Here is a 26,445-nt window from a genome sequence, read left to right as displayed (position 1 = left end):
CGCATCCGCAGACTTGCCGTGCTTGATCTCTATCAGCGGGCGTCAGACGTAGGACTGCTCGCCATCAACTTTCCGTTCGGCGAAAAGAAACTTGGCGTGGCATGGCAAGTCTCCGGGCCTGCGGCATCGGGGCTTGCCGGCGACACGGACCGTGCCCGCCGTCTTGTCAGTCGTGCGTTGAACCGCGCACCGACTACAATGCATGACGGCTTTGTCGACCATGATGGCAGCGAGCTCATTAGTCGGATTGCGATTGGTGCGTCTGACAATCAACCAGCGTCCCAAGTCCCGACAAAACGCACCGATGTTGGCGTGAAACCGACACGGCGCAACAAGGGCCAATCAAGTTTACTCTTTCCCAACAGTCCAAGTCTGCTGAATTCTCCAACCATGTTTGCGCTGCTACGCGAGTTCCTGCCGCCACCCAATCCGACGCATGTAGCTATGGCCCTTCTGATCGCCCGTGCGGTGGGCGAGAGCGTCACTGACCTGGACCAGTTTTTCGAAGTCCTGACACGACGGAACCCCGTGATCCTGCTTAAAATCCCGGTCATAGGTTTTGAACGGCAAATCGGTAAAATGCTGGAGGAAGCCTTGATCGCGCCCTTTTATGCTGAACTGACCGACATCCGAAGCGACCGCCCGCTCTCGGAGCGTTTGAGAGACGCCCGGCCAGAGATGCGAAAGCGGAAGGTTGTTACCGGCTCGGGCCGCAACGTTGCGGACTTAACCCGACGAAATCTGACGCGATCCTTGGGCAAAGCCATCCTTGGCGACGCGGTACCCCTTGTAATTGCCGACGAGACATCAGCAAATGCGAGGCCCGAGATCACAGTTGCGGCTGACATTATGCTTCAGTGTGCGGGAATTGACCAAGCATTGATCTCCGACCTGCTTCAGGTCTGTCTCGGCATTCTGGCAAGCGAGTCTGTCTCAGTCATGGAAGAAATGATGTTCGATCCAGGCAGTCTGAGTGTCGATGATCTGGCGCTTGCCGTGCGGCCTGGGCGCACGGCAAAGACAGTGCTGAGCCTGCTGGCGACCCTTGCGGACGCGGCTGGCGAGGATAAGGTTGAAGATGATGACAACAGGTCTCGCAGGGGGCGCTCATCACATCCATTGTCAGCGTTACGAGACAAGCCGAAGGCTTCTTCGATCGATATGATCCTGCCGGAGGTCGAGTCTTCGACCGATGCAGCCACCGACAATACGAACACCGTGATCTCTGGAACGGCAGTTGAGGCCGCATCATCAACACATCATGTGCGGTCACTGCGCGTCGGAAATCTGGCCGGCTATGGCGAAGCGCGACCTTGGGCACTCGACCTGAAGGACGACCTTGCGCTCTGGCGCGAAGGCGCACTCGGCTGGGATGAGATGAGTTCTAAAATGCTGCTCTCCGGGCCGCCCGGCACTGGCAAGACGACTTTTGCGCGGGCACTTTGCAATACACTTGAAGTGCCGCTGATTGTGAGCTCGGTCGCGGCCTGGCTCGAACCTGGGTATCTCGGCGATGTTCTTCAACAAATGTCAAAAATTTTCGAGACCGCGCGGGAAAATGCGCCGTGCATCGTCTTCATCGATGAGCTGGACGCGATTGGAAGTCGTGGTGGTGGTGGAGGCGGAGATGACCGTCACGGACATTACTGGACGACTTTGATCACGCGCTTGCTGGAACTGCTCGACGGGGCACTGAAAACCGAAGGCGTCATTGTTGTCGCCGCGACAAATCTTCCCGAACGCATCGACCCTGCGCTGCTTCGCTCGGGCAGGCTCGAAAAACACGTCCTCATCCCACCGCCAGATTCCGAGGCTCTTGCGGGGATTCTCGTACATCATCTCGGCTCCGATCTCGCTGCGGTACTGGCGTCGGCTCCCCGACGCGCTGACTCGCATTCTGAAAGCTCCGCACAGGACATGCCGTCGTGTGTCTCCACCCATCCGAAGTCACCAAAGGCAGATGCAGCCTTGAAGAAAGGACATGCCCATGTCTGACATCCATACAACTCCTTCACCCTCGACCGCACTTCAATCCCTAGCGCTGTTGGCCACTGGACGGACCGGTGCCGATATCGAGCGGTTGGTTCGCGAAGTGCGCCAAAAGGCCCGACGGGACAAGCGTGGACTGACATGGGCTGATGTTGAGCAGGCGCTCGGTGCAGATCGGAAGGTTATGTCGGATGATCTACGCTGGCGTGTTTCTGTTCATGAAGCGGGCCATGCGATCGTCTGGTCACTGCTAGGGATTGGTGAGGTCGAGTCCGTTACCCTTGGCATGCGGGATATGGGCCAGGTAACGGTCCAACGGTTTACACATCTTTCGCAGACAGAAGATTGGCTTACAAAAACCATGGCGGCCATTCTGGCCGGGCGCGTCGCGGAACTGCTTGTTGTCGGGGAACCAATGGTGGGCTCGGGTGGTGGCGAAGGCAGCGATCTGGCCAAAGCTACAGGAATCGCGCTTGATGCAGAGACAAGTCTCGGCATGGCAGAGCATCAACCACTCCTCTATCGCCTGTCGAGTCGCGGCTTCGATATGCTGACATTGGATCGTGACCTTGCTAACCGGGTGAATGCAAGGCTGCTGAATGCCGAGACCATGGCGCGCGGTTTGCTTGAGGAGCAAGGGTCAAAGCTGATGAAGCTTGCCAGCCATCTCAATCAAGCTGGCGTGATGTCAGGGGACGAGGTGCGGCAGTTATTGGGCATGGATATCGGCCGTGATGATGAGGGTGGCGAAATCCGACTCTGAAACGGCGATTCTTCATGGCGCCACACCGATTCCGATGTGCGGAGTTTCGATTCTGAAAGCCGAAACGGCGATTCATACGCGAACGGCGGTTGCGGCCGGTGACTACCTTGTCGGTCTCATCTATCCTGGCAGGCGGTGGTGGATGACGATGTCATGCACGCTGCCGCTGATGCCATCTGATTGGCAACACCTTGTCTGCAAGGCGATCCAAATTGGCGCAATTGATTTCGCTTCGGATCAGGTTGCCGACAATTTAATGCAAATCACCTCAATTTACCCTTCCGCGATTCCGATCTCCAGATAAGTGTTTCCCGTTTTCACTGTCGCGATTCGGATGCAAACCTCGTTTGTGCGCAGCAGCGTTTGCAGTCTTCGATCGAAGTCCTTGCCTGCAATCTCCCTTTGGATTTTCAACATTGGCAAACATCGTTTGTCCCTTGCATCGCCGGCCGACAGGCTGGGTCTCCACAACAAGGGAGAGCAAAATGGGGAAGAAATCAAAGAAACAGCGCAATGCTGAGCAACTGGTCCGGCAGCAGGGAGTGAGAGATAAGGCCCGTAACCGTCGTCGGCCATCCAGAGACGACATTGCGCGCATGCTGCTCTGGAAGATGATCATGAGCGCCGAGAACCATCGTCTGGGACGGCAGCAGGCGCTGGATAGGCTGTGCGATGAGATCGTTGATGGCTTGGAACTCCAGGGATTCAGTGTTCGCGAAAGCGAGGAGGTCTTCGAAGGCCTGGCTGATCGCTATGCCAATGGGCTGTTTCCGTTCCGCCCGAAGCGTCATCTTTCTAAAGACAGTGGCGACTTGGATGCCAACTAGGCTTGCCTGCATTTAAGGCTGGGTGGCCTGGGCTGTCGGTTGAGGACATCAATCTATCGGCGCTGTTTGTCGCATCCCAAAATTGTTGCTCTCATGCGCGCTGCCAGCCAAATCCTGAATCGATGGCTAAAGGCCTTGCTTCGGGCTCTAAATTTTCAGGCTATTGCAAACTCCGTTGCTGTTCTAAATCCTGTATTCCCCCCGTTACTTCATGTATCGGCGTTTGAAAAGGAATCGACGTTTTTGGCGTTCGTAAGTTGAATTTTTGGGAGAATGCTATCCATCAAACAAGCATAGTCATAACTTTCAAATGATGTCTGTTGAAAAGTTGGGATTGGTATGGCTATATAATTATAAGAATAAAAATGTTTGTATACTTATAAAATTCTATAAATATAATAAATGTATAGTGTTAATATTAGTGTATTGACGTAATCTTTTATTTATTCTGTAATATATATTTCTATAAGTAGATTCTTTTGTTAAGTAAAAATTATGAACAATTCATTCTGGCGTTCGATGCGGCAATTGGGTCTAGTGCGGCTCCCAGCATTCTGTACGAAGCAAGGCTTTTGCTGCCGGGCGAAGACGCCGCCGTCATTGTGACCCGGCAAAATATTATAGCAGAAATCAATGATGTGCCGGTGTCGCTAGATCATTCGATGAACGCCTTCGTTGAGGAACACGAGTGCGAGATCCGGGAGGTGGCGGCAGCAGACCTTGGGTTTTATCAGGAAATAGTCATGGCCGGTCGATGGCATAATCACGGAACGGATATGCAGGAATTCGAGCCTTATCTCACACGCAAAACGGATGACGAGGGCCGCGGGTACACCGACAAATATGACTACGAGTTTTTTGGCTATGGCGGGGAAGGGCATAATTTGGAGTTTAATTCCAAAACCGACGGCTGGACTGCCTGCCGAACAATCATGGCTGTAACTGCCCGGCTCACCGACTACTGTAGCCTGTCCCCAGATTTGCCAAAGACTTTAGGGCTCTCTACAGGCGCAATATGGTATCCGCCGGCGGGGTCTAGGCTTCCGTATCTAGTAATGGAACATGCCAACGAACAAATGGAACTGATGTGTGCATGATACTTGCCGATGGAGCAGGGTGCATTTGAGGTAAGTCCAGCTTCGGTGAGAATCAGAGTTTTTCAATTGAGTTGGCAGTAAGCGGACTTTCGTTGCGTCGTGAACGAATGACTGAAATGGGGCCGAGAGGAGACTGGCAGCTTTCGTTGTCCAATCGACCAAAGCGGACTTAGTCATCCGACTCTCACTCGGTGTCAGCACGCGGCAGTCAAACCACAGGCTGCTTTGCGCCCAAGTCGATCCGGGAAGAGAGGGACAAGCGTCCCTGAGGCGAGCCCGACGGTCTTGCGCTCCCCCTACAGCGGGGAGCGCCCCGCACTAAGCCTCAGTCCGGCGTGCGACGGACGAACGCGACGGGCGGGGCTTCGGCCGCCGCTGTGACGCGCCGCTCCAGATCATGCGCCTCGGCGACACCAACCGCCACCAATTGGCCCAGCGCCCGATCGATCCGCGCGCGCGCCGGATGCGCTGGCGCGAGCAATCCCGGGTCTTCGACAACACACGCCTCAAACCATTGCACGACCTGGCGGCCGACGCCCGCCGCGATCCACAGCTCCGGTGACGTCGTGCGGCCGAACCAGGCCTCGACCGCGTCCAGCAGGAAACCGACATGGCGCGAGCGCGGCGCGACCAGCAGCAGGTTCATCGTGCAGCGCGCCACGAACACCGTTTGACCCCCGGGCAACATCGGGCGGAGTACCGGCAGGAACGGATCGACCCGGTCGAACAAGGCCGGCGGCAGATAGCTGTGCGTCCCGTTGATCATCCCATAGGTGTTGAACAGCATCTTCGCGATGAGGCCACCGCTCTCCAGATCGATCCGAGCTTCGGCCGGGTCGCGAGCGCTCTGCCACCGGTTGAGCGTCATCAGGCGCGCGACAAGCTTTTCGCGCAGCGCCACCGGCCGCGCCGGCGCACGACTGGTATGGTTGAAATAGAGCACGTCAGCGGCATGCTGCACTGTCTGCGCGACCTCGCCGAACGGCGCGTTCGGTAGGTCGGTCACGAACGGCAGATCGGCCGCGAACGCCTCATCGTCTCCGTCGAGCAGCCGCTCGGCATAGAACGCGTAATAATGCAAATTCCAGTCGTTCGGCTCGCGGCTGATCTCGGCATCGGCCGCATAGCCCAACCCGTTCATTCGCCCCGTCCAGTCAGCATAGGCCGAGACGATCTCCTGCCGCCAACCGATCGTTCCCGCAGGCGCCGACTGGATTATCGCCAGCCATTGGGCCGCCGCCCGATGATCGGCGTGAAGGATCGCGGGCGAAGCGTCGACTGCCGTCTCCAGCGCGTCGTTGGCATCGAACTCTTCGGGCGTGACTGATCCCGGCACCCGCATCCGGCTGGCCCGGCGCAGATTCGGTTGCTCCTCGGGCCAAGCGGGCCAGTTCGGTTCCGCGCCGCCATCAAGCCAGGCCAGTTCGGCCGTCACCGCCGCGTCGGTCAGGGCCGCGCGCTCCGCTTCGAACGCTGCCTGCGGCGCCTCGTCTACCGGTTCGTGGCTCTTCCAGCGCCACGTCATGCCGGCAAATGCCGCCCGCATCATCGCCTTGAAGAGACGCGGCTCGATCTCCAGGATGCGTGGGACAGCCGCCGCTATCGCGGGGGCTGCCGCCCGATCCTGGCGTGTCGCGAGCGCGACCAGCGCATCCCGATCGGCGGTTTTCCCCAGCCGCGCCCAGAGATGGATCAGCGCGAGGATCGCGATCGCCGGGCGGTTGTAGCGCAGCATATCGCGCGAGCCGCCGCCGCGATCGGATTTCTCCTCGAGCGCGATCCCGATCACTTCCCGCACCCAGGCTTCGTGTGCTGCCAGCAGCGCGTCGTCGCCGTCGCGCGCGACGAGCAGCGCCGTCGTGATCAGCCGCGTCGCGCGTGATTGGAGCGCGTCGGTATCGCTACCATCGGGCACGCTGCCCTCGGCATAGGCGACCGCGTCGCGCGCGGTGTCGGCCGTCGCATACTCGCCACCGTCGACCGCCATCGAAATGCGTGCTTCCATTCCGCTCGCCTGGACCGACACATCGCGCTTGGCTTCGAGCGCCGCGATATGCGCGGCCTCGTCCGGCGGCGACCGGTATTCGAGATTGCCGTCCTCCCGCTCGTACCAGTTCGCCAGGGTGAGGACGTTGAGCGCATAGCGGCCGGCGAACTCAGCGTCGCTCAACGTCGCGTGCGCGGCATAAGGTTCGAGCGTCTCGACCGCGGCCGCGAGCGCTGTCCGCAATGCATTGCCGACCGGCTCGTCGGCCAGAAAGTTCTGCAGGGTGTCGATCAGCGAATAGCCGCGCGAGGGTCGTGCTCTCAGATCGGCCATGCGCACCAGACCCTTCGGCTCTTCCTTCAGTCCCAGCGTGTCCAGCCCCGACCCCATCTGGTCATGGATCTGCCGGGTGCGATCGTCGGCAAGGAGCTGCGGGCTCGCGAGAAACGGCGCGAGCGGTACGCGCGCGACAGTGCCGTGCGACAGCAGCACGTCGATCGCGATGAGAAGATAGGCAGCGGCGCCGCCCTCAGGGCCCAATATGTCGGCGAGCACCGCCTCGACCGGATCGCCGCCATCGAGCCGCTTCTGGCTCCACGCCTCAAGCGCGAGCAGCCCGGAAGCAGCCGCATATTCATCGCCGTGGCCCCGCGACCAGCCATAGGTCCAGCCCCAAGGGAAGAAGCGCGGCCCCTCGCCAAAGTCGACCGTGATGCCGTCTTCGCCAGGCTCGCGCCCGTCGGTGTGAAAGGCGATTGCCTCGTCGACCAGCCCCCGGATCAGCGCCAGTCCTTCGGTCGGCGCCGCGTTCAGCAGGTCGAGAAACGGCGGCTGCGCGGGCGATGGCGGCAGATAATCGCTATCAGCAAAGCTGAACGCGCGCTCCATCACCCGCTCCCGCCGGCGCCGCCCTTGCTTCTTCTCGATCAGGCTCGCTTGGACCATCGCCGCCAGTTCGGCCGGCGCGACGGGAGCGATCACGCTCGAGAACTGGCGCAGGTCCTTCATCTTGTGATGGTCGCCGTCGCCCGTGATCGCGGTGAGATAGGCCTTGAGCGCATCGGGCGCGAACGACCCGAGCAGCATCGCCATCAGCCGGAGCTTTTCGATCGTCTGCCGCCGCGCGTCGCTCGCCCAGCGCGCGCGACCCTCTATCCCGGGTATCGTGATCGGCATGTCGCGCAGATCGAGCTGGCACAGCCAGTCGAACAGCAGCCGGGCCGTTCGCTCGGCGAGCGAGGAGAGCATCTTGAGGAAGAAAATCTGAATCTCGATCAGCTCGACCACGGCGTCGATTGCCGACACTGGAACCTCGGCGTCGTGGTCAAGCACCCAGCGCAGCACCAGGACCGACGATCCCGTCACGTCGGTCCGGTACGAGCGCGGCAGGTCGACCTTCGATCCATCAGGCAAGGTGATGATGTCGGCTGCCGCCTGCGTCTCGACCGCGACGATCGTCGTTGACAGTTCGGTCAAGAGTGCGCCGCCCTCGGCGAGGAGCGAGGCGCTCGACTTTTCGAGCAGAACGATCGCGACTTCAGACCTTACCAGCGCGAGGATCGCTTGTCGGCGCCACGAACCGTGCGCGCATGGAGGCGACAGGTGCGCGAGCAGGTCGAGCCAGGCGGTCGCATCCTTGCCCTTCTCGAGCAAGAGCCGCGCGGCGATCTCGATACCGCGGGCGACGCGCGGCGACACGGGTCCGCCCAGGTCGAACCCTCCCAGGCGGGACGGGTCTTCGGCGAGGTAATTCCCGATCGCCCAGTCGCGCAGCACGTCGTGATAAAAATCGAGCCGGTCGCGCCGGACCTCGCGGAGCGACTGGGCACCGAGCAGATGGTTTCGCGCGGGCGAATCCTCGGCGAGATCGATTCCGGCGTCGCCCTTGAGCGCAGCGGTCGCCAGCGCCTCGAGTATTCGCTGCGCTGCCCGCACTTCGGCCGCGGGCGCGCCATCGGCACTGATCCACCAAAGCTGCGCAAGCCCGGCCTCAGTCCGCACCGACGCGGCGCTCGGTTCGCGGAGCAGTCGCGACAAACGGTAGAGGTTGCGCACGAGCTGCGCTGCGGGATGGCTGGGATCGAGCAGCATCCGCAGCTCGGGCGCCTGATCGGTCAGGATCGCGACTTCCTCGTCCGACAGCGCCCCGACCTCGACCGCGTGCATCCCGCCCAGCGCGGTCGAGATCCGGTCGTCGAGCCATGGAATAGCGTCGCTGGCGCCGGTCCGCCGCGCGGTCGCGATCACCGTGAAGCCGGGAATGGCGCAGGCGGCCCGCAGCAGCTCGCTGATCGTGCGCTGGCGCCCTGCATCGTCAACCATGTCGATGCCGTCGATGAAGAGGTACGCGCCGCCGCTCGCCGCCAGATCGGTCAGGAAGGCGTCCGCCGATCCGGGAATGCCGAGCGCGTTCGCCAAGTACAGCCAGCCACCCGGCGGCGTCGCCTCACGGTCGAGGACGATGATCGGGGCACGCGCGGCGACGCGCTCGGCATAGTGGCGCAGCACCCAGGATTTACCGACGCCGGTATCGCCGCGCACGACGATGAAGCGCTGCGTCTCGGCCGCATCGTCGAGCGCGGCAACCGCCGCCAGCCGCGGCAGCGTCACGCCCGCGACGCTCGTCCCGATAGGCGAGAGCGTGTTCTGCGCGAGCTCGGCGAGCCGCGCGCGGGCCGGGCCGTATTCGCGTTCGCCGGCAAGCTTGAAATCGGCCTCGGCGAGGTTGGCCTTGAGTCCAGCGGTATCGATCTCGCCGCCCCGCGTGCCGGTCTGGATTGAGAGATCGACGAGGCGGCTCCACAGTGCCTCGGCGCGCGCGACCTGCTCGTCCGCCAGCGCCATCCGCGCGAGCGCCAGGCCATAGGTGCGACCGATCGGCGCGCTGGCCTCGAAATCGAATTCGAGAATCAGTATCCGGCGCAGCAGCCGCCAGATCGTCTCATCCGTATCGGCGATGCCGCCTGCGGCAAGATGCGCGCGCGTCGTCGCGACGAACGCGCGCATGTCATCGTTCGCCACGCCCTTGGCCGCCAGACGGGTGAAGAACTCGCCCGCTGTGGCCGCGCTGCGCGCCCAGCCCAGCACGTCCTGATAGGCACCCGAGATCTTGCGGCTGGTCCGCTGCGTGGCAATCCCAAACAGATGGCGCTCCGCCGGCACGTCGCCGATCGTGCAGCTGGCGATCTGCAGCGCGACATCCTTGTAGACCGCGTCCTTCGGCGAGAACAGGATATCGCGCTTCGACTGGATTTCGAGTAGCGCATCGCCGCTGGCGCCGACGCCCTTGATGATGAGGTCGTCGAGCTTGAACCCTTGCTCAACGCCCTGGAAGCGCACGCTCGTGACGCGCGCGGCCGGCAGCCCCGGCGCCCGGTTGCCGGTCAAGAGCGCGAGCAGATAGAGCGCCCCGAGCTCGCCCTCTTTATAGGCACCTGCCGCGCCGCGCGATGCCGGGCTCGAGCCACGCTCAGTGTGGGTGCTGGTTTCTGCTTCTGCCATCCCTCTTATTTGCAAACGATCGCCCGCGTGGTCAAGCGAAACGGGCGTTCGCGGGGACGTGATTGAACTGACGCGGACCGATCGTGAACTTGTCCACCTGCTATCTCAATTCATGTCGGCACCCAAAAAGGGCGCTACCCGACTATGCAATAAGCCACGCCGAGCGCGCCGCAGAAGCAGGAAAAGACCTGGAACTGCACTTCTGGGAGGGGATGCCGCAAGGCAAGCTCTCGCGCGTTAGACGTTCGAAGCGGCCGACACAGCGCTTCATTTGGCGGTGAGATTTCTCAATCGATACGGCGAAGCGGTTGAAGCGCAGGCCAATCAAAAGATTCGCATATTGCAGCTATCACAGTCCGCCGCGACCAAGCGTCGTCACCTTCGATGTTTTTTGCACCAAAGGCGGCGCTCCAAAAAGTCGTTCCGGTGCGTTCGAACGAATGGCGGCTTTTGGGATCGGCCGGAACGGCCTGGAATGCCCGGCATGTGGGGGCGCATAGCCGTACTACAGCAATCCGAACATAGCGGCAGTCGAATAGAGCACGGCCCCGTCGAAACGGAACCGCACAAAATCAAATTTCGATATGCTCTGCCAACTCAAGGGCATCTTCGATGTCCACGCCAAGGTATCGGACCGTGTTTTCGATTTTGCTGTGGCCAAGCAGAATCTGGACCGCTCTGAGATTACCCGTCGCCTTGTAGATCATCGCAGCCTTGGTCCGACGTAGCGAATGAGTGCCATAGTCTTCTCGTCGCAGACCGATTGCGGTCACCCATTCATCGACCAATCGTGCATATTGCCGAGTGCTCAGGTGGCTGGCGGGATCGACGCGGCTGGGGAAAGCGTAGTCATCAATCGTACCACCTCTTCGCTCCAGCCAGGCGAGCAAACTCGCTCTCACGTCAGCCGTGATCTCGAACTGAACTGGGCGACCGGTTTTCCGCTGGACCACCATTGCGCGGGTCCGGATCGACTGTCCCGAAACAAGCGTGCCGATCTTGATCTTGACGAGATCGCAGCCGCGAAGCTTGCTATCGATGGTGAGGTCAAATAGCGCGCGATCACGCATTCTCTCCTCGCGATCAAGAAAGAAGCGGATCGCCCAGATCTGGCGCTGTTTCAGGGGTTTCTTGACGCCGACCATCCGTCCCGCGTTCCATGCAGGCCTGCCGACCGCGGCAGGATCGTATTGTGCTATACCCATTTCCATACTCCTTCGGCCACTATTGGCCATCGGAAGATTAGGCCAGCATGTTGAGCCAACTGGGGCCGCATTCAGACAGTCTGCTTTGGGAAGCGCGCGGCGTTGAGCCGCCGGTCTCGCCTCACAGCCTCAGGCAAAGTCTGCCTAATCGGCTCATGCCCTAATCCTGGCCACTCGCATTTGAAGAAGTCTTCCTGCAACCGAACGTTCTCGCGGGAGCACATCTTCTGTGCGGGGCGGTCCATCTTGGGATTCTGCAGTTGCGCCCCGACGCAAAGCCGCGCGGCACGTTATTAACGTTTCTAGCCTACAACCGCTTGGGTGGTTTCAGTAGGAAGTTGGGCTATGGCATTCATAATAAGTGAAGTCGTGTCGGTGGTGGCGGCTTCGGACTGGCACTTCGGTGATTCAATCATGGACAATGACAAGCGATTGGCAGACCTAGAGCCGGTTGTTTGCTTTGCGATGGTGAGGACGGTGATGCCTGAACACCTGTCAGCTCCCCCGGGAAAGCAGATGATCCCTCTGAAAACCGATGAATACGGTGAGCTCGACGACCTCATTGGAAGGGACGTGTCCGAATACAGCCGGGATATAATTCACGCGAGCCAAGTAGTTGGTCCCGATCCAGATGACGTCTGAGCGCATCCCACTTGATAATGGAAGCATTTATGTCGCTTCGCCGTTCCCCGACGGAATCGCTCGATTCCGTGATGAACTGGTGGAAAGCGGTCGTATCGTTGGGAGCGTTTGGAATACTGCAATACACATAGTTCGGAGTGGCATCGACTGGGTCGGATGGAACGCCTATCATTCGAACCTCCGATCCTCGTACGTCTCGGCATTGGCGGGGCGGCCGGAGCTCCGGCATGGCCAATGGTCGACCGAAGCCGAGCGCAAGGCCGCAATGTGGGAGCGTGTCGAGCTGATACAATCGATGCAAACCCGGCACTATGTGCCTGAGGAAGTGCCGTTGCCCGACCTCGCCGAAGGCGACGTGACAACCCCCTCGATATTGAGGAAGTTCGCCATCTCCCGTGGTCTTTCCGACGAGGCACTTGCGCAGTATTTCCTGAAGACCTTTTATTCTCTCAGGTTCACGGATTTCGCCGAGGCGTACGAGCCCCGCACCTGGTCGGAGTTGAAAGCCGCAAAGATCGTGGTCGACTGGAGTGAAGCTCCGATTGCTGAACTGATCGACGAGTTGTCGATGAAGGAACTCCGGACATGCTTCAGGGCACTGGGACTGAAAGCGGCGCGCACCGCGTCCGAGTGCAAGGCCATTCTCACATCTGAGTTGCCGCGAGAGGAAGATCGCATCCGATCTGCGCTAGCGGATTGCAGGGTCTGGGCGGGGTACAGTTATGTGCATGCCCCCGACGGAGTTCAGTGGTCAGATTTTCAAAGCCTTAGGCAACAGGTCAAGGGAATGTCTGTCGCGCTCGATGACCTATTCTTCGACGACATCCGAAAGAAGTATTCTGCGGACTACGTTAGGCTGACCGGGCAATGAGCTACGCCTAGTGTCACCCTTCCAATTCGAATGGGTTCGGCGATGTCTGATTTCTTTGGAGTGGCAGGTTGTAATGTGCGAAAGCGCCGATCAGTCGACGCGGATCGACACTCACGATCGGAGGAAGTCGTAGTGATCCTTACGTTTTCGTTATTCCCGAAGAACTGCTTGTCATGACGCTTGCTGACTTCGACGCGCCTGTCTAGGAAGAGACCGGCATCGGGGGAGCGTCATGGAAGATTGGACAACGAAGGAAATTGTCGGCAGTATCATTGCCACCGGCTTGGTGTCGGCAATTTTCACGACGGCAATGGGTTGGATCGGCAGTGCATTTTCGTCGTGGCGCAGGACAAGGCAGGAGCGTTCCTATCTGGCAAGCCGTGTCGCCGCCGCACTCGAGAACTACGCGGCACAATGCTCGTCGCTGTGGGGCGACGTGAGCAGTGAATACGATCGGTACCAGGAGGTCTCGTCATCGTCTCTGCCGCGTCCGCCACAGTTTCCCGCAGACGCGGACTGGCGGTGCATCAAGGTCGGATTGGCCTACAAGGTGCTTACGTTCCTGAATGAGATCGAGGCCGAGGACAGATATGCGAACTTTGCCCGGGACTTTGAAAACAACCCTTTTCAGGTGGCATCTGGAGCGCGCGACAGCGGCGAACGGGCACTGGCACTCGCCGCCGAAGTCCGGCGGTCCATCGACCTGAAGATTGATCAGGACCATGAGGCGGCGCTGGCCAAACTTTTCCCGAAGAAGTGAGCGCCGCAGCTCATCTGCCATCGACTGACTAAAACCGGTGAGCTAAGCCGCAGGCTTGCTCGAAGGTGTACGCACCCTCACCTTCTCCCTCCGATCCGTGTCGGGATCGCGATGAAGATTTTTGCCGGGGCGCACTACATCGCCCTTCGCGTAGAAGAAGGCCTGATCCAGTTAAAACCTCAAACCGTTGCACCGGCACGTCCACACTGGTGCTATGCGTAACCCTGTAATCGTCATGTGTCGGAGCCTCGTTCGGCCACAACATCAACAATCGCACGCTGATCCGCAAGCCGGCCCAAGCAACGTCTGGGGGCCTAAAGAATTGCCGCGATTGCGGTCTGCTTTTGGGAAGGTCGCCCAAGAAGCTGAACGACCGGATGGAGGGCGCATTCCCGCCCGGCTCGATTGGGGCCGTAAATTGTCAGGCGGCTTGCGGGAACGCAAGCTGGTGAAGCAGACATTCGGCCTCAACATGAGCGGTGTCACTTCCGGCCCTTAGCTGCCATCGTATAGCGTGTCGATCAACGACTGCTTCGCGCCCTCATGCACGAACCCGCTTCGCGGGAGGGGGCTCGCGGTGGGGCTGGTGTGATTATCTGAGGTTCTAGGCAAGTAGAGGCCGTTGCCTAACCATGGAGCTCCTTTCAACAAGAGGAACTTTCCATGGCCAGCTTCTCACACGATGCCCCGATCACTCCGCTTCGCCAGCGCATGCAAGAAGACATGGTGATGCGGGGTTTGGGATCCCATACGCAACAGGATTACATTCGCCATGTCCGGCGCTTCGCCACTTTTCTTGGGCGCACGCCTGACACCGCAACGGTCGAGGACATACGACGCTTCCAGTTGTATCAGCATGAGAACGGTTTGGGGCCGGCGACGATCAACAGCACGGTTTCGGCGTTGCGCTTTCTGTTCACAGTGACGCTGAAGCGGCGGGCTATGGCGCGCGCGCTGGTGATAACCCGCAATCCGCGCAAGCTGAGGGAGCCCGATTGCAGCAGGTAGAAGATGGCGTCCATCACGGCGCGCAGTGACGTCTTGCGGCGGCGGCCACGCAGCGGCTGCGAGGGCATGAAGGGCTCGATCACGCCCCATTCCCGATCCGTCAAATTGCTCGCGTAGCGCAGGCTACTCCTGTCATGGTTCCGTCGAGTGAAGGGTGTCCAGGCCATTCGATCTCCATATTTGTCGCAAAATACGAAGAATTTGATTGCCGCCCTTCACTCAACCCTAAAGGCAATTTCAACCGTTATTGGGCAGACACTCAGAGAAAAGCTATAATCAACAAACTGGATGTCCCACAAATAGCCGCACCTTACAGATCATAGTTCGTTGTCAATATCCCTTGGCGCGAAGCTAGGTGTGGCTGCTACAATGCGGTGCCGAAGTGCCTCAATTTCAGGCAATGTCGCGGAGTGCTTTGCGTGCTTCGGCAACACTTCTCCATGCAACTGAGCGCGCAACTCCATCCAGCGTGCCTTTAGCACCTGCCAATTGTGATCATCGTAGGTTCCGCTGACGACAACGGGATGAATGCGGATACGCGGTGGATCGCCCTCGGCATGCTCGTGCCATGATTTCAGATCATGCAGCCAACAGCTGCCCTTACGGTCCACGCGGCCGATCTGTTGTTCGACGATGCCGGGGTTCCACTCTGCGTGCAGAATGACCACGGTGCGACAGGCTTCATGCAAATTCAGCCCCTCGCGCCCGACGCGAGATTGAGCAAGCAGCACCATTGGCCAGCTGGAGGCGCGATTGAAGGCAGACTGCAACAAGCTGCGCGTTTGAGGTAGAGTTTCGCCATACATCATGCGGGCGAAACTTCCCTCTCGCCCGGAATAATCCTGAAGGTACACAACCAGTCTGGACCGCAGCGTGTCGTTGTTTTCTTGCTCTTCATCGGTCGAGAGATCCGACAGCAGTCCTCTGAACAGATCTAGTATTTCGACGCCGGTCCAAGGTGCATCTGCGCGCTCGCGCCTGTCGCCAAGCGCTCCCAGCAGGGGTCCGATATCGCCTTGCAACTCTTCGCCATCGTCATCCTGGCGCAAGAAGCTAACCAGCAGAGCGGCGATATCATCCTTTGGCGCGAGGGCGTTGATTTCACGATGAAGCCTTGCAAGCTCGGCCCGGCGCGCAGTGGACCATTTTTTGTAACGCGCGGTCAGCATCTGGTTGATCGCTGCGATCCCGTCCGAGGGCGCGCAGAGGTCAGGGTCTTTCATCACGGCAAGAACGGCGGGTTCGTTTTCGTCCCGTACTTTCGCGGCCGGCCAGTGCTGTCCGTCTCTGAGCCGCCGCAGCATTTCCCGCGCATCCAGCACCCTGGTCAGCGCATTCATCGGAGCTATGAATCGCCCGAAAACCAGAACCTTCTCGTTTTGTGCAGTATAAGATTCGATCCGTTGAGCGGCGGCCAGAATCGCTGGATGGGTGTAGATATCCGCAGGCTGACCACAGAAGGCATCGATCCAAAACGATTGTGGACCTTCAAATTCATCTTCCACCTGCAACGGTTCGGCAAGGTCAGCGTCAGGCGTGAACCCAAACCCGTACCCCTGAGCGACCGACAGTCTTGCACGTTTCACACGGGGATCCTCCTGAGGCAGGATCGACAGGGCTTCAGCGGCACAGAACCGACGCAGCCAGTCGCGCGTGAATCCCTCCGTTCCGGGAGATACCTTCAAGTCCTTCACGACACGATAATCACCGTAAACTTCCTGAAACGCGCGGACCTGTGGGTCGTTGCGCTTGTCACGTCGCAGGACATACGGACGCAGGGCGTCTTGAAATCCCGAGGCGGCGCTCTCGAAACCTTCAGTCAATGGGTTATCGAGTTCTTCGATCTGGATTCTTTTGACTGTGTCGACATAGCCATTTATCCATTCGGCAAGATCGGCAAGCGCAGTAACATCCTCATCATCGTCTCGCCCGCTGATCCGGCCCAGTGTGTCAATCCATTGCCCTGAGTCCAGTTCAACAGGCGTTGCAGTCATCCCCAGACGGAATGGATCCTCGGCCTCCCAGCTGACCGGTCCGAGAATGCGCGAAAGGCTGGAATCGGCCCCACGGGCCTTGTGGGCCTCATCGACCACGATCAGGTCGAACTGACCCAGCCCATACCCGATCAGCCGCAGGATCTTGTGCTTGTACTCATCGGCCCCAAGCCATTTGTAGTCGCCGGCCAGATCACCGATTAAACCCGGATCGTCCTGCAAATTGTGTTCAGTGATTGTGTCGGCAATGGTGTGGGCGGCACGACGGCTGGCATAAACATGGCTAACCTCAGTACGTTGAAAGCTGTCGCGCATGAAATTGCGCCGTCGCCCAACCAGCAATCGCACAACATTCGGAAGCAACTCACGCCGCCATCCCCCCGCTGGACCATCGCCTGCATTCGGGAAACGCATGGCTGCAAATGTGTGCGAGATCATCAGAACCTCTTCAGCGGCCCACCCTTTTTTGGGCAATTCCCGCTGTTGTCTGCGATCCGTAAGCCGGTCGATGTGTTTGCGTCTACGCTTTTCGTTGCCTTCGGCATCTTCATCGGTGAGGAAGCCCGCGATAAATCCGTCATAACTGCGCAATGGCAGCAGCGTCTGGTCATCAGGTTGGAATAGCTTCAGTTCCTTCTGCCACTGCACGCCCAACCCAGCGGGGAGCACAATGGCGGTTCTACCGCCCGCGTGGCGCACCGCCGCAATCAGCGCAACCGCAATGCGGGTTTTGCCCATACCGACTTCATCCGCCAACAAGGCGGCGCGCTGACCAGATCTGATCCGCCGTGCTAGTTCTGCAACTGACGCGCGCTGGCCAGCATCGAGCAGATCGTCCGTTCGATGAGATGTAAGTTGGTCCAGAAAGTCAGCTGTTTTTACCCAATCCATTTCACATGACCTCTTCGGCCCAAAGCGACGGAGTGTTATCCAGTTCCCATTCTTGCGCGACGGCCTTCAACGATTGTTCCAGCAGTTTCAGGTCGGCCCCTACGGGGCACATGCGCGGGTCTTCCAATGCCGGCAAAGGATTTGCCATTGCATCGCGAAAAAACCCGATCATCTGCTGTTCCTGCGCGCAGATCGCGCATAGGTTTTGGCGCAGCTCGCGACACCATCGCGGCCAATCTCTGGGTTGGATTTTTGCCTGAGTTTCGCCAAGCCGGACCAGCAGGCCCATCATCCGGCGAATGGCATATGTGGCGGGCGGAAATTCCGGTGAGTCAGAGGCCTCAACCAACGGCTCGCCGCCTTCGGGCCCGTCATCGGATTGATCCGCGTCCATGGGTTCGGGGAAAGACCCAAGCCCGGCCAGGACATCTTCCACGGTCATTTCGGTTGGCCGTGGCACGACAAGCACGCCCTCTGCGATGACCGGAAGGCGCCATTCACCGTGTGACAGGGTAACAATTGCGGGGGCAGGCGCAGGCCATGCGCAAGGGGTCGGGACAGATGTCCCGTCCGGGCCTGCAACATCAAGAATAATCCCCCCGGGCGCAGAAAGCGCGCCGTCCTGCCAGATCAACCATGACACCGGCGGAAGGGATGCAGGCACTTCAGGGGGCACAAACCCACTGCCGGACTGTAGCGCCGACAGTGTTACGGTGTCGTTGAACTGGATTGGCAACAGGGCCGCAAGGCCACCCTTACTGTTCTTTCGGCTGCGCCATTTTAAGCCCTTGGGAAGATCGACGACAACACCCGCCTCAAGATTTCCACCCGCGTTTGCGGCCGTTTCAAATCCGTTGCGGCTGAGATTGCCCGACCCTATGTAAACGCGCCCTACGGCTTCATCCTGACCCGAGCCCAGCAGAACAAACTTGGCATGAAGCCGCCCGTCCTCGCCGTGCAAGGCAGAGGTTGGGCGCCGCAGGTTCCACCCCGCGTCGGTCAGCGCGGGGGCCCGCACGGCCAGACCTTGACAGGACAGCGGGTTGAGAAATAGGTCTAAGTTGGCAGCTTTTTTCAAGAGTTTTTCCGCGACCAGCGACTTGCGGAGCCTTTCAGGTAGTCCCGCGCCACCATCGCCTTCTGCTTCGAAATAGCCGGACCCGAGGATCAGGCGATCGGCCCTTTTTCGCATTCCCAGCCGCTCGACGACCTGCGGGAGCAACGCCTGAGATCGGCTGTCAATGAAGCGGGGTTGCAAGGTGGAGGCCGGAAGGGACCTAATCTCGGCCTCAAGCCGCGCATAGGGCAGTGCGCCGTCATATTCGCGTTCAATCAGCGTGCAATCCCCGCGATTGCGAAGCCAGTTGAACATATCCCACGCGGCCTGAATATCTGCAATGTCTTGATCGACGGGCTTGTCAGTCTGGAGGTCAATCGACCAGAACAAGTCGATGCTGTCTGTCAGGGGGTCTAATGTCCAGTTTCCGGTGCTGATCGCAAGCCGGATGACATATCCATCATCGTCGCGTTTGCGAAATCCCAGCAGGGCAACCTTGGCATGCAGCAGGTTGTAGCCCCGATCCTGAAGCCGCATCCACATCCAGGCAAGGCCCGTTATATCCGAAATCGCATTGATTGTAGGATGGATGAATGCGGCAAGTGCCGGGCGCGCCATTTCACCGGCAAAGCTGCGCCGGATCTGCCCCATCACCTTAGGTGTTGCCGTAAATCCGCAGACGAAACCGAAATCTCCGAAACAATTCTCAGGCGGCATGAAGAGGGTGATAAGCGTCGTGTTCATCATGTTGGTTCTTCATCTGCTGCATCCCGACATCCTGGGTTCACGCCGCCGTTAAGTTCGGTCGCAACGCAATGAAGGTTGTATAGCCGGAACAACTGAGGCGCGAATTCCTCATCTTGAAAGGGTTCGCTTTCATCGCTGGTAAACACCTCACCGGCTGCTGGCCCCAGACCGATACGACCGTCCCGCCACCTGATCACCGTCCCCTCGCGGTCGGCCAGCTTCTGAACAAGCTGCGGGACGGGCAAGTTCCTGACCTCAGATAGGAATTTTTGGCTGGTTGCCTCTGCTCCGGCGTCAATTCTGTCGCCCTTCTGGCGGGCGCATTGGCGAAGCGCCGCGAGGGGTTCGCCTACCACTTTGCTGGCCTCGTCGACGGACAGCACAGCGAGTTCATTTGCATCGCGAAGCTGAAGCAGAAGGTGTTCCAAGCGATACAACACCGCGAGCGCGGCATTACGCAAATCCATGAAAGCCGCCCCCGCGCGCAGGTCCGTCCAGTGGTCAGGGGTTATCCCGCTGAGGGGTTCCGTCGCATCAAGCTGACCTGCACTGGGCCCGGTCCCAAGTTCCACAAGGGCCCGGCGACGCGACGCCGAGAAGTCGTCACTTCCGATGAGGCGGGCCAAGATCAGTTTGCGCACTTCGTTTGGCACGGCAGCATTGGGTGACAGGCCTGCAACAACCTCGTTCAAACCACGAGTGCCCCCCCCATGCGCCCAGGCGCCCAACACACGGCGGTTGTTTGCCATCACCGGTAGATTCAGCATCTGCGCGCCAGCGGTGTGGATGGCGAAGGCACCATAGCGGCTGCCCCGCACAAAGCTAAGCGCGACAAGCGGTTGAACCATAGCCATGCGGATTGGTTGAACTACATAGGTGCCGCGTCGTTTCAGGTTCTTGAAACTCCAGTCTTCCAGACCTTGCATCTTGCGCGCACCGCGCACCCGACGGTCCGCCGGACCCTCCTTTGCTTGTCGCATCATCAACGCTTCGATAGCGTTGCCGACTGGCAAAGCCGGTACACGTAATTCCTCTGCGATGGAGACCGCCAAAACGGACCAAAGGATCGGCATCGGAAACCACATGCCGCCCAAACCCGGAACCGAACGGTCGTTGAAATGTCGTACGGCGCTGGCAAGTCCTAGGTTTTGCTGCCTGCGCTGCGAGATGATGGTGTCAGGCGCTAGTATTCCCCAATACATCAAAGAGCATCGCCTTTAGGTGCGCGGGCAGAGGCCATGTCCACAAGGTCCAGCCGCCCATGATCGACCCAAAGCACAGCCAAACCATTCAATTCATACGATGGGAACACGTCGCGTACCAATCCGGCATAGGCCGAAAGTTGTTGCCAATAGGGGCCAAGACCCAAACCCGCGCCGCCAGATTTGTGGTCGATCAACAGGCATCCCTTCGGCCCGATTGCCAGCAGGTCGATCATGCCGGGAATTTCAGCACCCTCTGAGGTGTGTCCCAGCACAGGAATCTCACATTGCAGACCGGTGTATCCGTCGTCTGACAGCCAGGTCTTCAGCGCGTTCGCCCGCTCTGCCACCAGCGCCAGGGTAGCCTCATCCAGCCCTGTGGCCGCAGGCAAGGCTTCGATCAGGTCGGATCGTGTTAGGTAAGTGCGTATTGCAAGATGCAGCGCGGTGCCTCGGGCAGCTGTGCTGATGGTGCTGGGCCAAGGTGCACCAAGACTGATTCCGCGAGTTTCTGGTGTCGGCTTGGCGGTTATGGCCTGCGAAGGCTGCAAGCGCCACGGCGAAGTCGGCGTACTGAGCAAGGGCACGGCGCTACCGAACCGAGGTGCATCTCTCCCCGGCTCCGCCAGATATTCAGTGAAACTCACCTGTTCCGGCAATTGTGTGATCACCGCCGGGCAATTCAGCCCGCCGATCCGCAGCATGCCGTCTCCAATTTGCGGTGCGCACGCATCTGTAAACACGTGAAACAGGCACTTCGCTTCGGGCGCATCCTCGTCGCGCTCCTTGAGGAATTCCGGCCATTCCAGCAACAGCCGATCGCGGGCGCGGGTTAGGGCTACATAGAGCAGGTTTTTCGCATTGGTCTCGAATGCCTCGCGGCGATCCTCGATGAAGCGTCGGCCGGCCTCGGGCGCGGCAAATCCAGGCGTGTGGATAAGGGCGGAAGAAGCCAGCACCGCTGCCATGTCGTCAATCTTGTCCAGCGCGTCAAACCGGGTCGCGGTGCTGCCGGGCCATTCCTCAATACCATGGTCAAATTCGGCGACCACGGTGATCGGCCACTCACGACCCTTGGAGGCGTGCCATGTGACTATCTCCACGGCCTCTGCGCTATTGCCCGAGGGATCGGGACGGCGATCAAAATCGCGGTCAGCCGCACGCGCATCGAGCCAGCCGAGAAAGACTTTGGCTGTTTCACCGTGGAAGCCGGAGGCGGCTTTGAGGTCGCGGTGCGCGGCTTCGAATTCGCCCGCCTCGGCCTCAAGCCGCAGAAGGTCTGCACGCGCCTCCGCAGCGTCGGGCAGGCGGGCGGCCCAGAGGCGTAGACTGGCGGCGTCGAGCACCACATCCAGCGCGGTCGATACCGGCAAGCGAGCAAGCCGATCAGACAGGGCCGCCAAGCGCATTAGAACCGGATCATCTGCTAGCTGCCCGTCGATCTGCGCTGCCATCGCAGCTTGGAGGCTCAGCGGATTTGGGCCAAGCGTGCGCAGGAAAAGACCAGAATGAATATCGGCTGGATTGGCGGCATAACTCAACGCGGCGCGAGCGGCCTGCACCACAGGGCTTGCTGCCCAGCCATCCTCGGCTATGCGGACAGGCACACCACGCGCGCGCAGCTCCTCCGCGTAGCGAGCGGCGGTGGCGTGGCGGCAGACCAGAAGCGCTACGTCCGAGGGGCGCGCGCACCTGGTGGCCTTGGTATGCCGATCGGTGATCCATTCGCCTGTCTTCAAGATGCGGGCGATGCGCTCGGCGATATGTTCCTGGGGTTTCGAGAAGTTCTTCGTCCCGCGTCCCTTCACGACATTCAGTACCTCCAATGCTGGTCCAGCCACCGGGTCACGGGTCGGGGCCAGTGTATTGTAGCCCACGCCGAAGAGCCCCGTTCCCATGGCATTGATGAATTCCATTACTGCTGGCGTCGAACGCCAGTTGCGGTCTAGGGGCTGCGTCGCTTCTGGATTCGCCGCCGCAAGGGCTTGCGACAGACGCGAATCGGCACCCTGAAAGCCCATGATTGACTGTTTCACATCACCCACAAGCAACGTGCGCGGTGCCTTTGCTCCGAGCTGCCACAGCAGCGCAAACTGCACTGGGTTCGTATCCTGGAATTCGTCGATGATGACGCAGTCGATTTCGTCGAGCACGGCTTGCCTCACCGCCGGATCGGTGCGCAACAGACGTTCGGCCCCTGCGATCATGTCGGCGAAATCGATTAAGCCAAGCGCCTTCTTGCGCGCCTCATAGGCCTCCATCACTTCCTGTGCGCAAGCAATCAAACAGCGGAGATGTAACTTCCCATCCGTTAAAGGCCCAGGATGGGCGGGCAGCGCATCGGCGGCCTGCATGATTGCGCTGGCAAGCTCATCATAGCCTTCTGGAGTCTTCGTGCGGCTGTTTGAGATAAATAGGCTGCGCAGGGATTGCCAAATGCCCCAGTCCCGATCCAGCAGCGCCGGTTCCCGTTCAACGCTACGGAAGAGGGCAGCGTTCTTATCTAGTGTCTCGCGTGGGCCTTTGGCAGTAACGGTTGCCATGCCGCCTTGGGCAAAGGACGAGAGCATAGCCCGAACCGCGACCACCAGCGCGTCACGGGAAGCGGCGGGATCGGCGAGCACCTCGCCATAAATCCTATCGAGTCGCGTCAATGCTGGTGCGATAAGGCCGGGATCGCGGCCCTTGTCACCCAGCCCGCGCAACAGGTCGATCATGGACAGCACCCGGGCGCGTAATGAGTCCTCGACCGTTTCGCCCTTCTGCCAGTTGGCCTGGTAGCCGAACCGCTCGGGTTCAGCCTTGATCGGGTCGAGTGATCTGGCATGCGCCAGTGCCTGTCGGATCAGCAGGTCGCGTTCGGCATCGCCAAGATGGCGCGGTTGCAACGATGCTCCCGCGGCCAGCGCATGTTCGGTCAATAGTCGCAGACCAAGCCCATGAATGGTCGAGACGTAGGCACGCTCGACCGCCATGGCCTCAGCCACCAGCCCGTCCGCCAGAAGTCCGGCTCGGATGCGTTCACGCAATTCGCCTGCTGCCGATTCGGTGAAGGTCACGGCAAGTATGCGCTCGGGGCGCACGACCTTGCGTTTGACCCAGTCGGACAGCTGCGTCTTGATGCGATGGGTTTTTCCCGCGCCTGCGCCGGCGGGAACTATGACCAGTCCCCGATCTGAACCGAATTCTCCCATGGTCATTCCTCCTCAATCTGGCGGATGAATGCGGTTACGAGGGCCGAGCCATCGGTCAGCGCATAGGGCGTGAACCCTGCCTCTTTCTTGAAGAAAACCTCGTCTACCGATGTGTTGAGCACGACTCGCCCGGCATCAAGCTCGGCCAACCGCTCAGCGAGCTTTGCAACCGCAGCCGTGTTGACGGCATCGCCCATGTCGCGGGCAGGCGAACCTTCGGCCAAGGGCAGGCCTGAGGTCAGAAGTCCGCCATCATTCATCAGATGATAGGCGATCCCGACCCTGCGGCCGATTAGACGGCCCATTCCGTCTCCTTCGCGTCGGATAGGGCGAGCGATCATGTCGCGATAGAGCCCCGCCTGCAGATCCCAGCCTGACTCCATCCGCTTGCGTCTGGCCGATGTGCCACTCTTCTTGTGGTCAACAACCAGCAACGCTCCGTCTGGCAATTCAAGGATCGCATCCGCTTTACCGTGAAGGTTGATGCCATGCGCTTCGCCAGCCAGCCAGATCTCGTTGCCAATGATTTTAGCGCCGAGCGCCAACAGGTGTTCGCGCCAGCGAAGTGCGGCGTAAAGGATCTCGCGTTCCAGCCCGCTGCGTTCCATTTCCCATGACGCGCTGCGCAGGAACCCGGCATGTCGGGTCACCGCGCGATCATAGGCGTCCGAGACTGCATCGGTTAGGGCCGCTGGATCAGGAATGGGCTGGTCCTTGAGGAATACGTGCTCGAACACATCATGGGCGATGTTTCCTTTGGCCATTACATCCAGCTCTTCTGCCGACCAAGACATGTCACTGGCTGCGACTTCGTCCAGAAGCCAGGCCAGAGGGCTAACCAGAAGCGTTTCCAGCCGCGAGGGCGATTGAGGTTTCGTCGTTCCGTCATCTTTTCGGCGTAACGCCAACAAGTCGACCCCCGCAAAAGCTAGAGCCTCGGGCAGATCGGGCGGTTCCGGCAACGCTGGCAGGTGATGGTGCGTGATGGGCCAATCTGCGGGCGGCAAGAGCGACAGGTCCAGGATCAAATCGGCAGCATCCTCGATACCCCCGACGGCCCGCGCAACCAGCGAAAGCCCCGCCGATGGTTGCAGACGTGCACCGGACAAATCACGCCAGGGGGTCAGGAACGTCACCGTCTCAGAGACCGCCTGAAGCTGTCGATCAAATAGCGAGAGCCCGTGAGCCAGCCCTTCAGCCCGGCCTCGTAGCTGCAATCCAACGGCTGCGCGGACAGCGGCGACCTCGCTTTCGAGAAACATCGGATTGCCTCGCGCTCGCGTCGGGTAAATACCGTCGGTGAAATCCGTCACGATCAGATGTCGGCATGGGCGCCAAGGACTTTCCTGCGCGGACCACAGACTGACGCCCTCAAGATTACGATCTGGATCAGCACCCAAAGGCGGCGCAATCTGGATGCCACGCAGGATCGTCTCCCAATCCGGGCTACCTTCACCAGGCGGGATGGGCAAGCGAGCGCGGACTTCATGACCTTGTTTAATCCTTTCACAGATACGGTCGATCAGGAAACGCAACTGCGCCAAGCTACCCGCCGACGAACGAATGTCTTTCCACAATTCCGTATGCGCAGGGGTAGGTGACAGTATCTCACCCCGGAAATCGCCGCCAATTAGACCTTCGGCAAGATCACGTCCGGATTGCGAGGACCAAGGCATCAGGGGTGATAGCGCTAGACTTGCAAGCACCATTGCGGGGGTCGGGGTACGCTTGGCCAGTGCAAGATGAAGGGCTGTCTCACCGATGACGTCGCGCTCCGGGAAGTTGCCAGCAAGGCCGGAAAGAGGCACGCCCTGCTCGGCAAAGGCACGGGCGATCTGGCTCGGATTATTGCCTGTCATGACCGCGATCTCGCGGGCAGCTACCCCGGCCTCAATCATTTTGCGGGCCCGCGCCGCCGCGAAATCCGCACAGGCAGCCGGATCACGCAAGCCAAAGAAGGCAAGGCTGTTGTCAATCTTTCCAATAGCAATTTCCGGCGCCGAAATACCGCCCTGCAAGGCGTGAAGTCTACTTCCAACAGGGGCTGCGAGACCTCTGGCGGGTGCCGGGAATGTGCCAAACTCTTGTTCCAGGCGATTATACAGAGCCTGCATCGCGGCAGGTGCAAGCGGGTCGAGCGATCCCTCGACCACGGGCAACGGATCAAGGAACTTACCATGCGGAAGCTCCAGGACATGGCGCACCTGAGCTAGCCCCTCAGGCAACGTATCGCCCAGCCTATGCCAAAGCCCGATCAGTGCATCCAGATGCCGCCTCGCACGGCCGTCTTGCAAAGTACCAGCCGCAGGCACGTGCAAATCGCCGGTAGCCAGCACAAGATCCTCCAACGCCACGCTGACTGCCGAGATCGTCTCGACTGGTGCGTTGGCAACACTTTCTCTCCAGACTGGATCGGGGGCGTCGATAATCGCCCGCCCCGGGGCCCATTCCGGCGCTACAGGCGCAAGCGAAAGTTCTGCGAGGCCGGTATCAGTCAGGCGATAATGCAGCCCGGAACGGAGGTCGGCGACGAGAAAAGGGTAGAACATGGTTTGCCTATAAATAGAGCGAATAACGTAGGGCGGTCTCAATTATGAAGTGCAACAGACTAATTTGAGATTTCAGTTTGGTAGGCTTGAAGAGGCGTCCTGAAACCAAGCCCTCTTAGGGGACGATGGTTGAGGCTGTCGGCGATTTTGTCGAGGTCTTT

General features: G+C 59.9%; 16 protein-coding genes and 1 pseudogene. 9 read left to right on the top strand and 8 right to left on the bottom strand.

The features are described 5' to 3' along the window. Positions 1 to 18 precede the first annotated feature (18 nt). The 5 genes from IMCC20628_RS15275 (at position 19) to IMCC20628_RS15255 (ending at position 4,676) form a co-directional block, all read left to right on the top strand. Entirely contained in the window at positions 19 to 1,995 is a 1,977-nt protein-coding gene (locus IMCC20628_RS15275; protein WP_197078309.1) for an ATP-binding protein, read from the top strand. Beyond that, on the top strand, positions 1,988 to 2,752 hold the full coding sequence (locus IMCC20628_RS15270; protein WP_047030942.1) for a hypothetical protein: 765 nt from the start codon (positions 1,988 to 1,990) through the stop codon (positions 2,750 to 2,752). Before IMCC20628_RS15275 ends, IMCC20628_RS15270 begins: the two co-directional genes overlap by 8 nt. Beyond that, a complete protein-coding gene (locus IMCC20628_RS15265; RefSeq protein ID WP_156174530.1) occupies positions 2,721 to 3,056 on the top strand; it encodes a hypothetical protein in 336 nt (111 codons plus the stop codon). The genes IMCC20628_RS15270 and IMCC20628_RS15265 overlap by 32 nt, the downstream gene beginning before the upstream one ends. Before the next feature lie 181 nt (positions 3,057 to 3,237). After that, complete coding sequence (locus IMCC20628_RS15260) at positions 3,238 to 3,579, top strand: hypothetical protein (RefSeq protein ID WP_047030940.1); 342 nt, start codon at positions 3,238 to 3,240, stop codon at positions 3,577 to 3,579. Positions 3,580 to 4,058: 479 nt separating this feature from the next. Then, a complete protein-coding gene (locus tag IMCC20628_RS15255; RefSeq protein ID WP_047030939.1) occupies positions 4,059 to 4,676 on the top strand; it encodes a hypothetical protein in 618 nt (205 codons plus the stop codon). Positions 4,677 to 5,001: 325 nt separating this feature from the next. Here IMCC20628_RS15255 and IMCC20628_RS15250 read toward each other — a convergent pair whose 3' ends face one another. After that, positions 5,002 to 10,164, bottom strand: a complete 5,163-nt coding sequence (locus tag IMCC20628_RS15250) for an ATP-binding protein (protein ID WP_047030938.1) — start codon at positions 10,162 to 10,164, stop codon at positions 5,002 to 5,004. 572 nt (positions 10,165 to 10,736) lie between these two features. Continuing rightward, positions 10,737 to 11,369 (bottom strand): tyrosine-type recombinase/integrase, encoded by a 633-nt coding sequence (locus IMCC20628_RS15245; protein ID WP_047030937.1) that lies wholly within the window; start codon positions 11,367 to 11,369, stop codon positions 10,737 to 10,739. Positions 11,370 to 11,714: 345 nt separating this feature from the next. On the opposite strand from IMCC20628_RS15245, the gene IMCC20628_RS15240 reads away from it, so the two are divergent. The 4 genes and pseudogenes from IMCC20628_RS15240 to IMCC20628_RS25675 form a co-directional block, all read left to right on the top strand. Then, entirely contained in the window at positions 11,715 to 12,011 is a 297-nt protein-coding gene (locus IMCC20628_RS15240; RefSeq protein ID WP_047030936.1) for a hypothetical protein, read from the top strand. Further along, positions 12,001 to 12,882: a hypothetical protein gene (locus tag IMCC20628_RS15235; RefSeq protein ID WP_156174529.1), complete on the top strand. Its 882-nt coding sequence runs from the start codon at positions 12,001 to 12,003 to the stop codon at positions 12,880 to 12,882. The genes IMCC20628_RS15240 and IMCC20628_RS15235 overlap by 11 nt, the downstream gene beginning before the upstream one ends. A 232-nt stretch (positions 12,883 to 13,114) precedes the next feature. After that, complete coding sequence (locus IMCC20628_RS15230; RefSeq protein ID WP_047030934.1) at positions 13,115 to 13,642, top strand: hypothetical protein; 528 nt, start codon at positions 13,115 to 13,117, stop codon at positions 13,640 to 13,642. Between the two features lie 663 nt (positions 13,643 to 14,305). Continuing rightward, a pseudogene (locus IMCC20628_RS25675) lies at positions 14,306 to 14,521 on the top strand (phage integrase N-terminal SAM-like domain-containing protein); the annotation flags it as partial. On the opposite strand, the gene IMCC20628_RS25670 reads toward IMCC20628_RS25675, so the two are convergent. From IMCC20628_RS25670 to IMCC20628_RS15200, 6 genes are all read right to left on the bottom strand, one after another. Further along, complete coding sequence (locus tag IMCC20628_RS25670) at positions 14,494 to 14,718, bottom strand: transposase (RefSeq protein ID WP_245307951.1); 225 nt, start codon at positions 14,716 to 14,718, stop codon at positions 14,494 to 14,496. The pseudogene IMCC20628_RS25675 and the gene IMCC20628_RS25670 overlap by 28 nt on opposite strands. Positions 14,719 to 14,967: 249 nt before the next feature. After that, positions 14,968 to 17,535, bottom strand: a complete 2,568-nt coding sequence (locus tag IMCC20628_RS15220; RefSeq protein ID WP_047030932.1) for a DEAD/DEAH box helicase family protein — start codon at positions 17,533 to 17,535, stop codon at positions 14,968 to 14,970. A 1-nt stretch (position 17,536) separates the two neighbouring features. Beyond that, on the bottom strand, positions 17,537 to 19,339 hold the full coding sequence (locus tag IMCC20628_RS15215; RefSeq protein ID WP_047030931.1) for a hypothetical protein: 1,803 nt from the start codon (positions 19,337 to 19,339) through the stop codon (positions 17,537 to 17,539). Continuing rightward, positions 19,336 to 20,541: a hypothetical protein gene (locus IMCC20628_RS15210; RefSeq protein WP_047030930.1), complete on the bottom strand. Its 1,206-nt coding sequence runs from the start codon at positions 20,539 to 20,541 to the stop codon at positions 19,336 to 19,338. The genes IMCC20628_RS15215 and IMCC20628_RS15210 overlap by 4 nt, the downstream gene beginning before the upstream one ends. Then, positions 20,541 to 23,741, bottom strand: coding sequence for a UvrD-helicase domain-containing protein (locus tag IMCC20628_RS15205; protein ID WP_047030929.1), 3,201 nt, complete (start codon positions 23,739 to 23,741; stop codon positions 20,541 to 20,543). Before IMCC20628_RS15205 ends, IMCC20628_RS15210 begins: the two co-directional genes overlap by 1 nt. Next, the gene (locus tag IMCC20628_RS15200) at positions 23,738 to 26,284 is read right to left on the bottom strand and encodes a PD-(D/E)XK nuclease family protein (RefSeq protein ID WP_047030928.1); all 2,547 of its coding nucleotides are present in this window, start codon (positions 26,282 to 26,284) and stop codon (positions 23,738 to 23,740) included. Before IMCC20628_RS15200 ends, IMCC20628_RS15205 begins: the two co-directional genes overlap by 4 nt. Between the last annotated feature and the right edge of the window lie 161 nt (positions 26,285 to 26,445).

Origin of the sequence: Hoeflea sp. IMCC20628 (genome assembly GCF_001011155.1) — a bacterium.
Classification (GTDB): domain Bacteria; phylum Pseudomonadota; class Alphaproteobacteria; order Rhizobiales; family Rhizobiaceae; genus Hoeflea.
This window is presented reverse-complemented; position numbering and strand designations above follow the sequence as displayed.

What these genes read in the sequence shown, in the direction of transcription:
- IMCC20628_RS15270 (WP_047030942.1), top strand. Translation starts at nt 1,988, where the DNA reads ATGTCTGACATCCATACAACTCCTTCACCCTCGACCGCACTTCAATCC.
- IMCC20628_RS15260 (WP_047030940.1), top strand. Translation starts at nt 3,238, where the DNA reads ATGGGGAAGAAATCAAAGAAACAGCGCAATGCTGAGCAACTGGTCCGG.
- IMCC20628_RS15250 (WP_047030938.1), bottom strand. Translation starts at nt 10,164, where the DNA reads ATGGCAGAAGCAGAAACCAGCACCCACACTGAGCGTGGCTCGAGCCCG.
- IMCC20628_RS15245 (WP_047030937.1), bottom strand. Translation starts at nt 11,369, where the DNA reads ATGGGTATAGCACAATACGATCCTGCCGCGGTCGGCAGGCCTGCATGG.
- IMCC20628_RS15240 (WP_047030936.1), top strand. Translation starts at nt 11,715, where the DNA reads ATGGCATTCATAATAAGTGAAGTCGTGTCGGTGGTGGCGGCTTCGGAC.
- IMCC20628_RS15235 (WP_156174529.1), top strand. Translation starts at nt 12,001, where the DNA reads ATGACGTCTGAGCGCATCCCACTTGATAATGGAAGCATTTATGTCGCT.
- IMCC20628_RS15230 (WP_047030934.1), top strand. Translation starts at nt 13,115, where the DNA reads ATGGAAGATTGGACAACGAAGGAAATTGTCGGCAGTATCATTGCCACC.
- IMCC20628_RS25670 (WP_245307951.1), bottom strand. Translation starts at nt 14,718, where the DNA reads ATGCCCTCGCAGCCGCTGCGTGGCCGCCGCCGCAAGACGTCACTGCGC.
- IMCC20628_RS15220 (WP_047030932.1), bottom strand. Translation starts at nt 17,535, where the DNA reads ATGGATTGGGTAAAAACAGCTGACTTTCTGGACCAACTTACATCTCAT.
- IMCC20628_RS15215 (WP_047030931.1), bottom strand. Translation starts at nt 19,339, where the DNA reads ATGATGAACACGACGCTTATCACCCTCTTCATGCCGCCTGAGAATTGT.
- IMCC20628_RS15210 (WP_047030930.1), bottom strand. Translation starts at nt 20,541, where the DNA reads ATGTATTGGGGAATACTAGCGCCTGACACCATCATCTCGCAGCGCAGG.
- IMCC20628_RS15205 (WP_047030929.1), bottom strand. Translation starts at nt 23,741, where the DNA reads ATGACCATGGGAGAATTCGGTTCAGATCGGGGACTGGTCATAGTTCCC.
- IMCC20628_RS15200 (WP_047030928.1), bottom strand. Translation starts at nt 26,284, where the DNA reads ATGTTCTACCCTTTTCTCGTCGCCGACCTCCGTTCCGGGCTGCATTAT.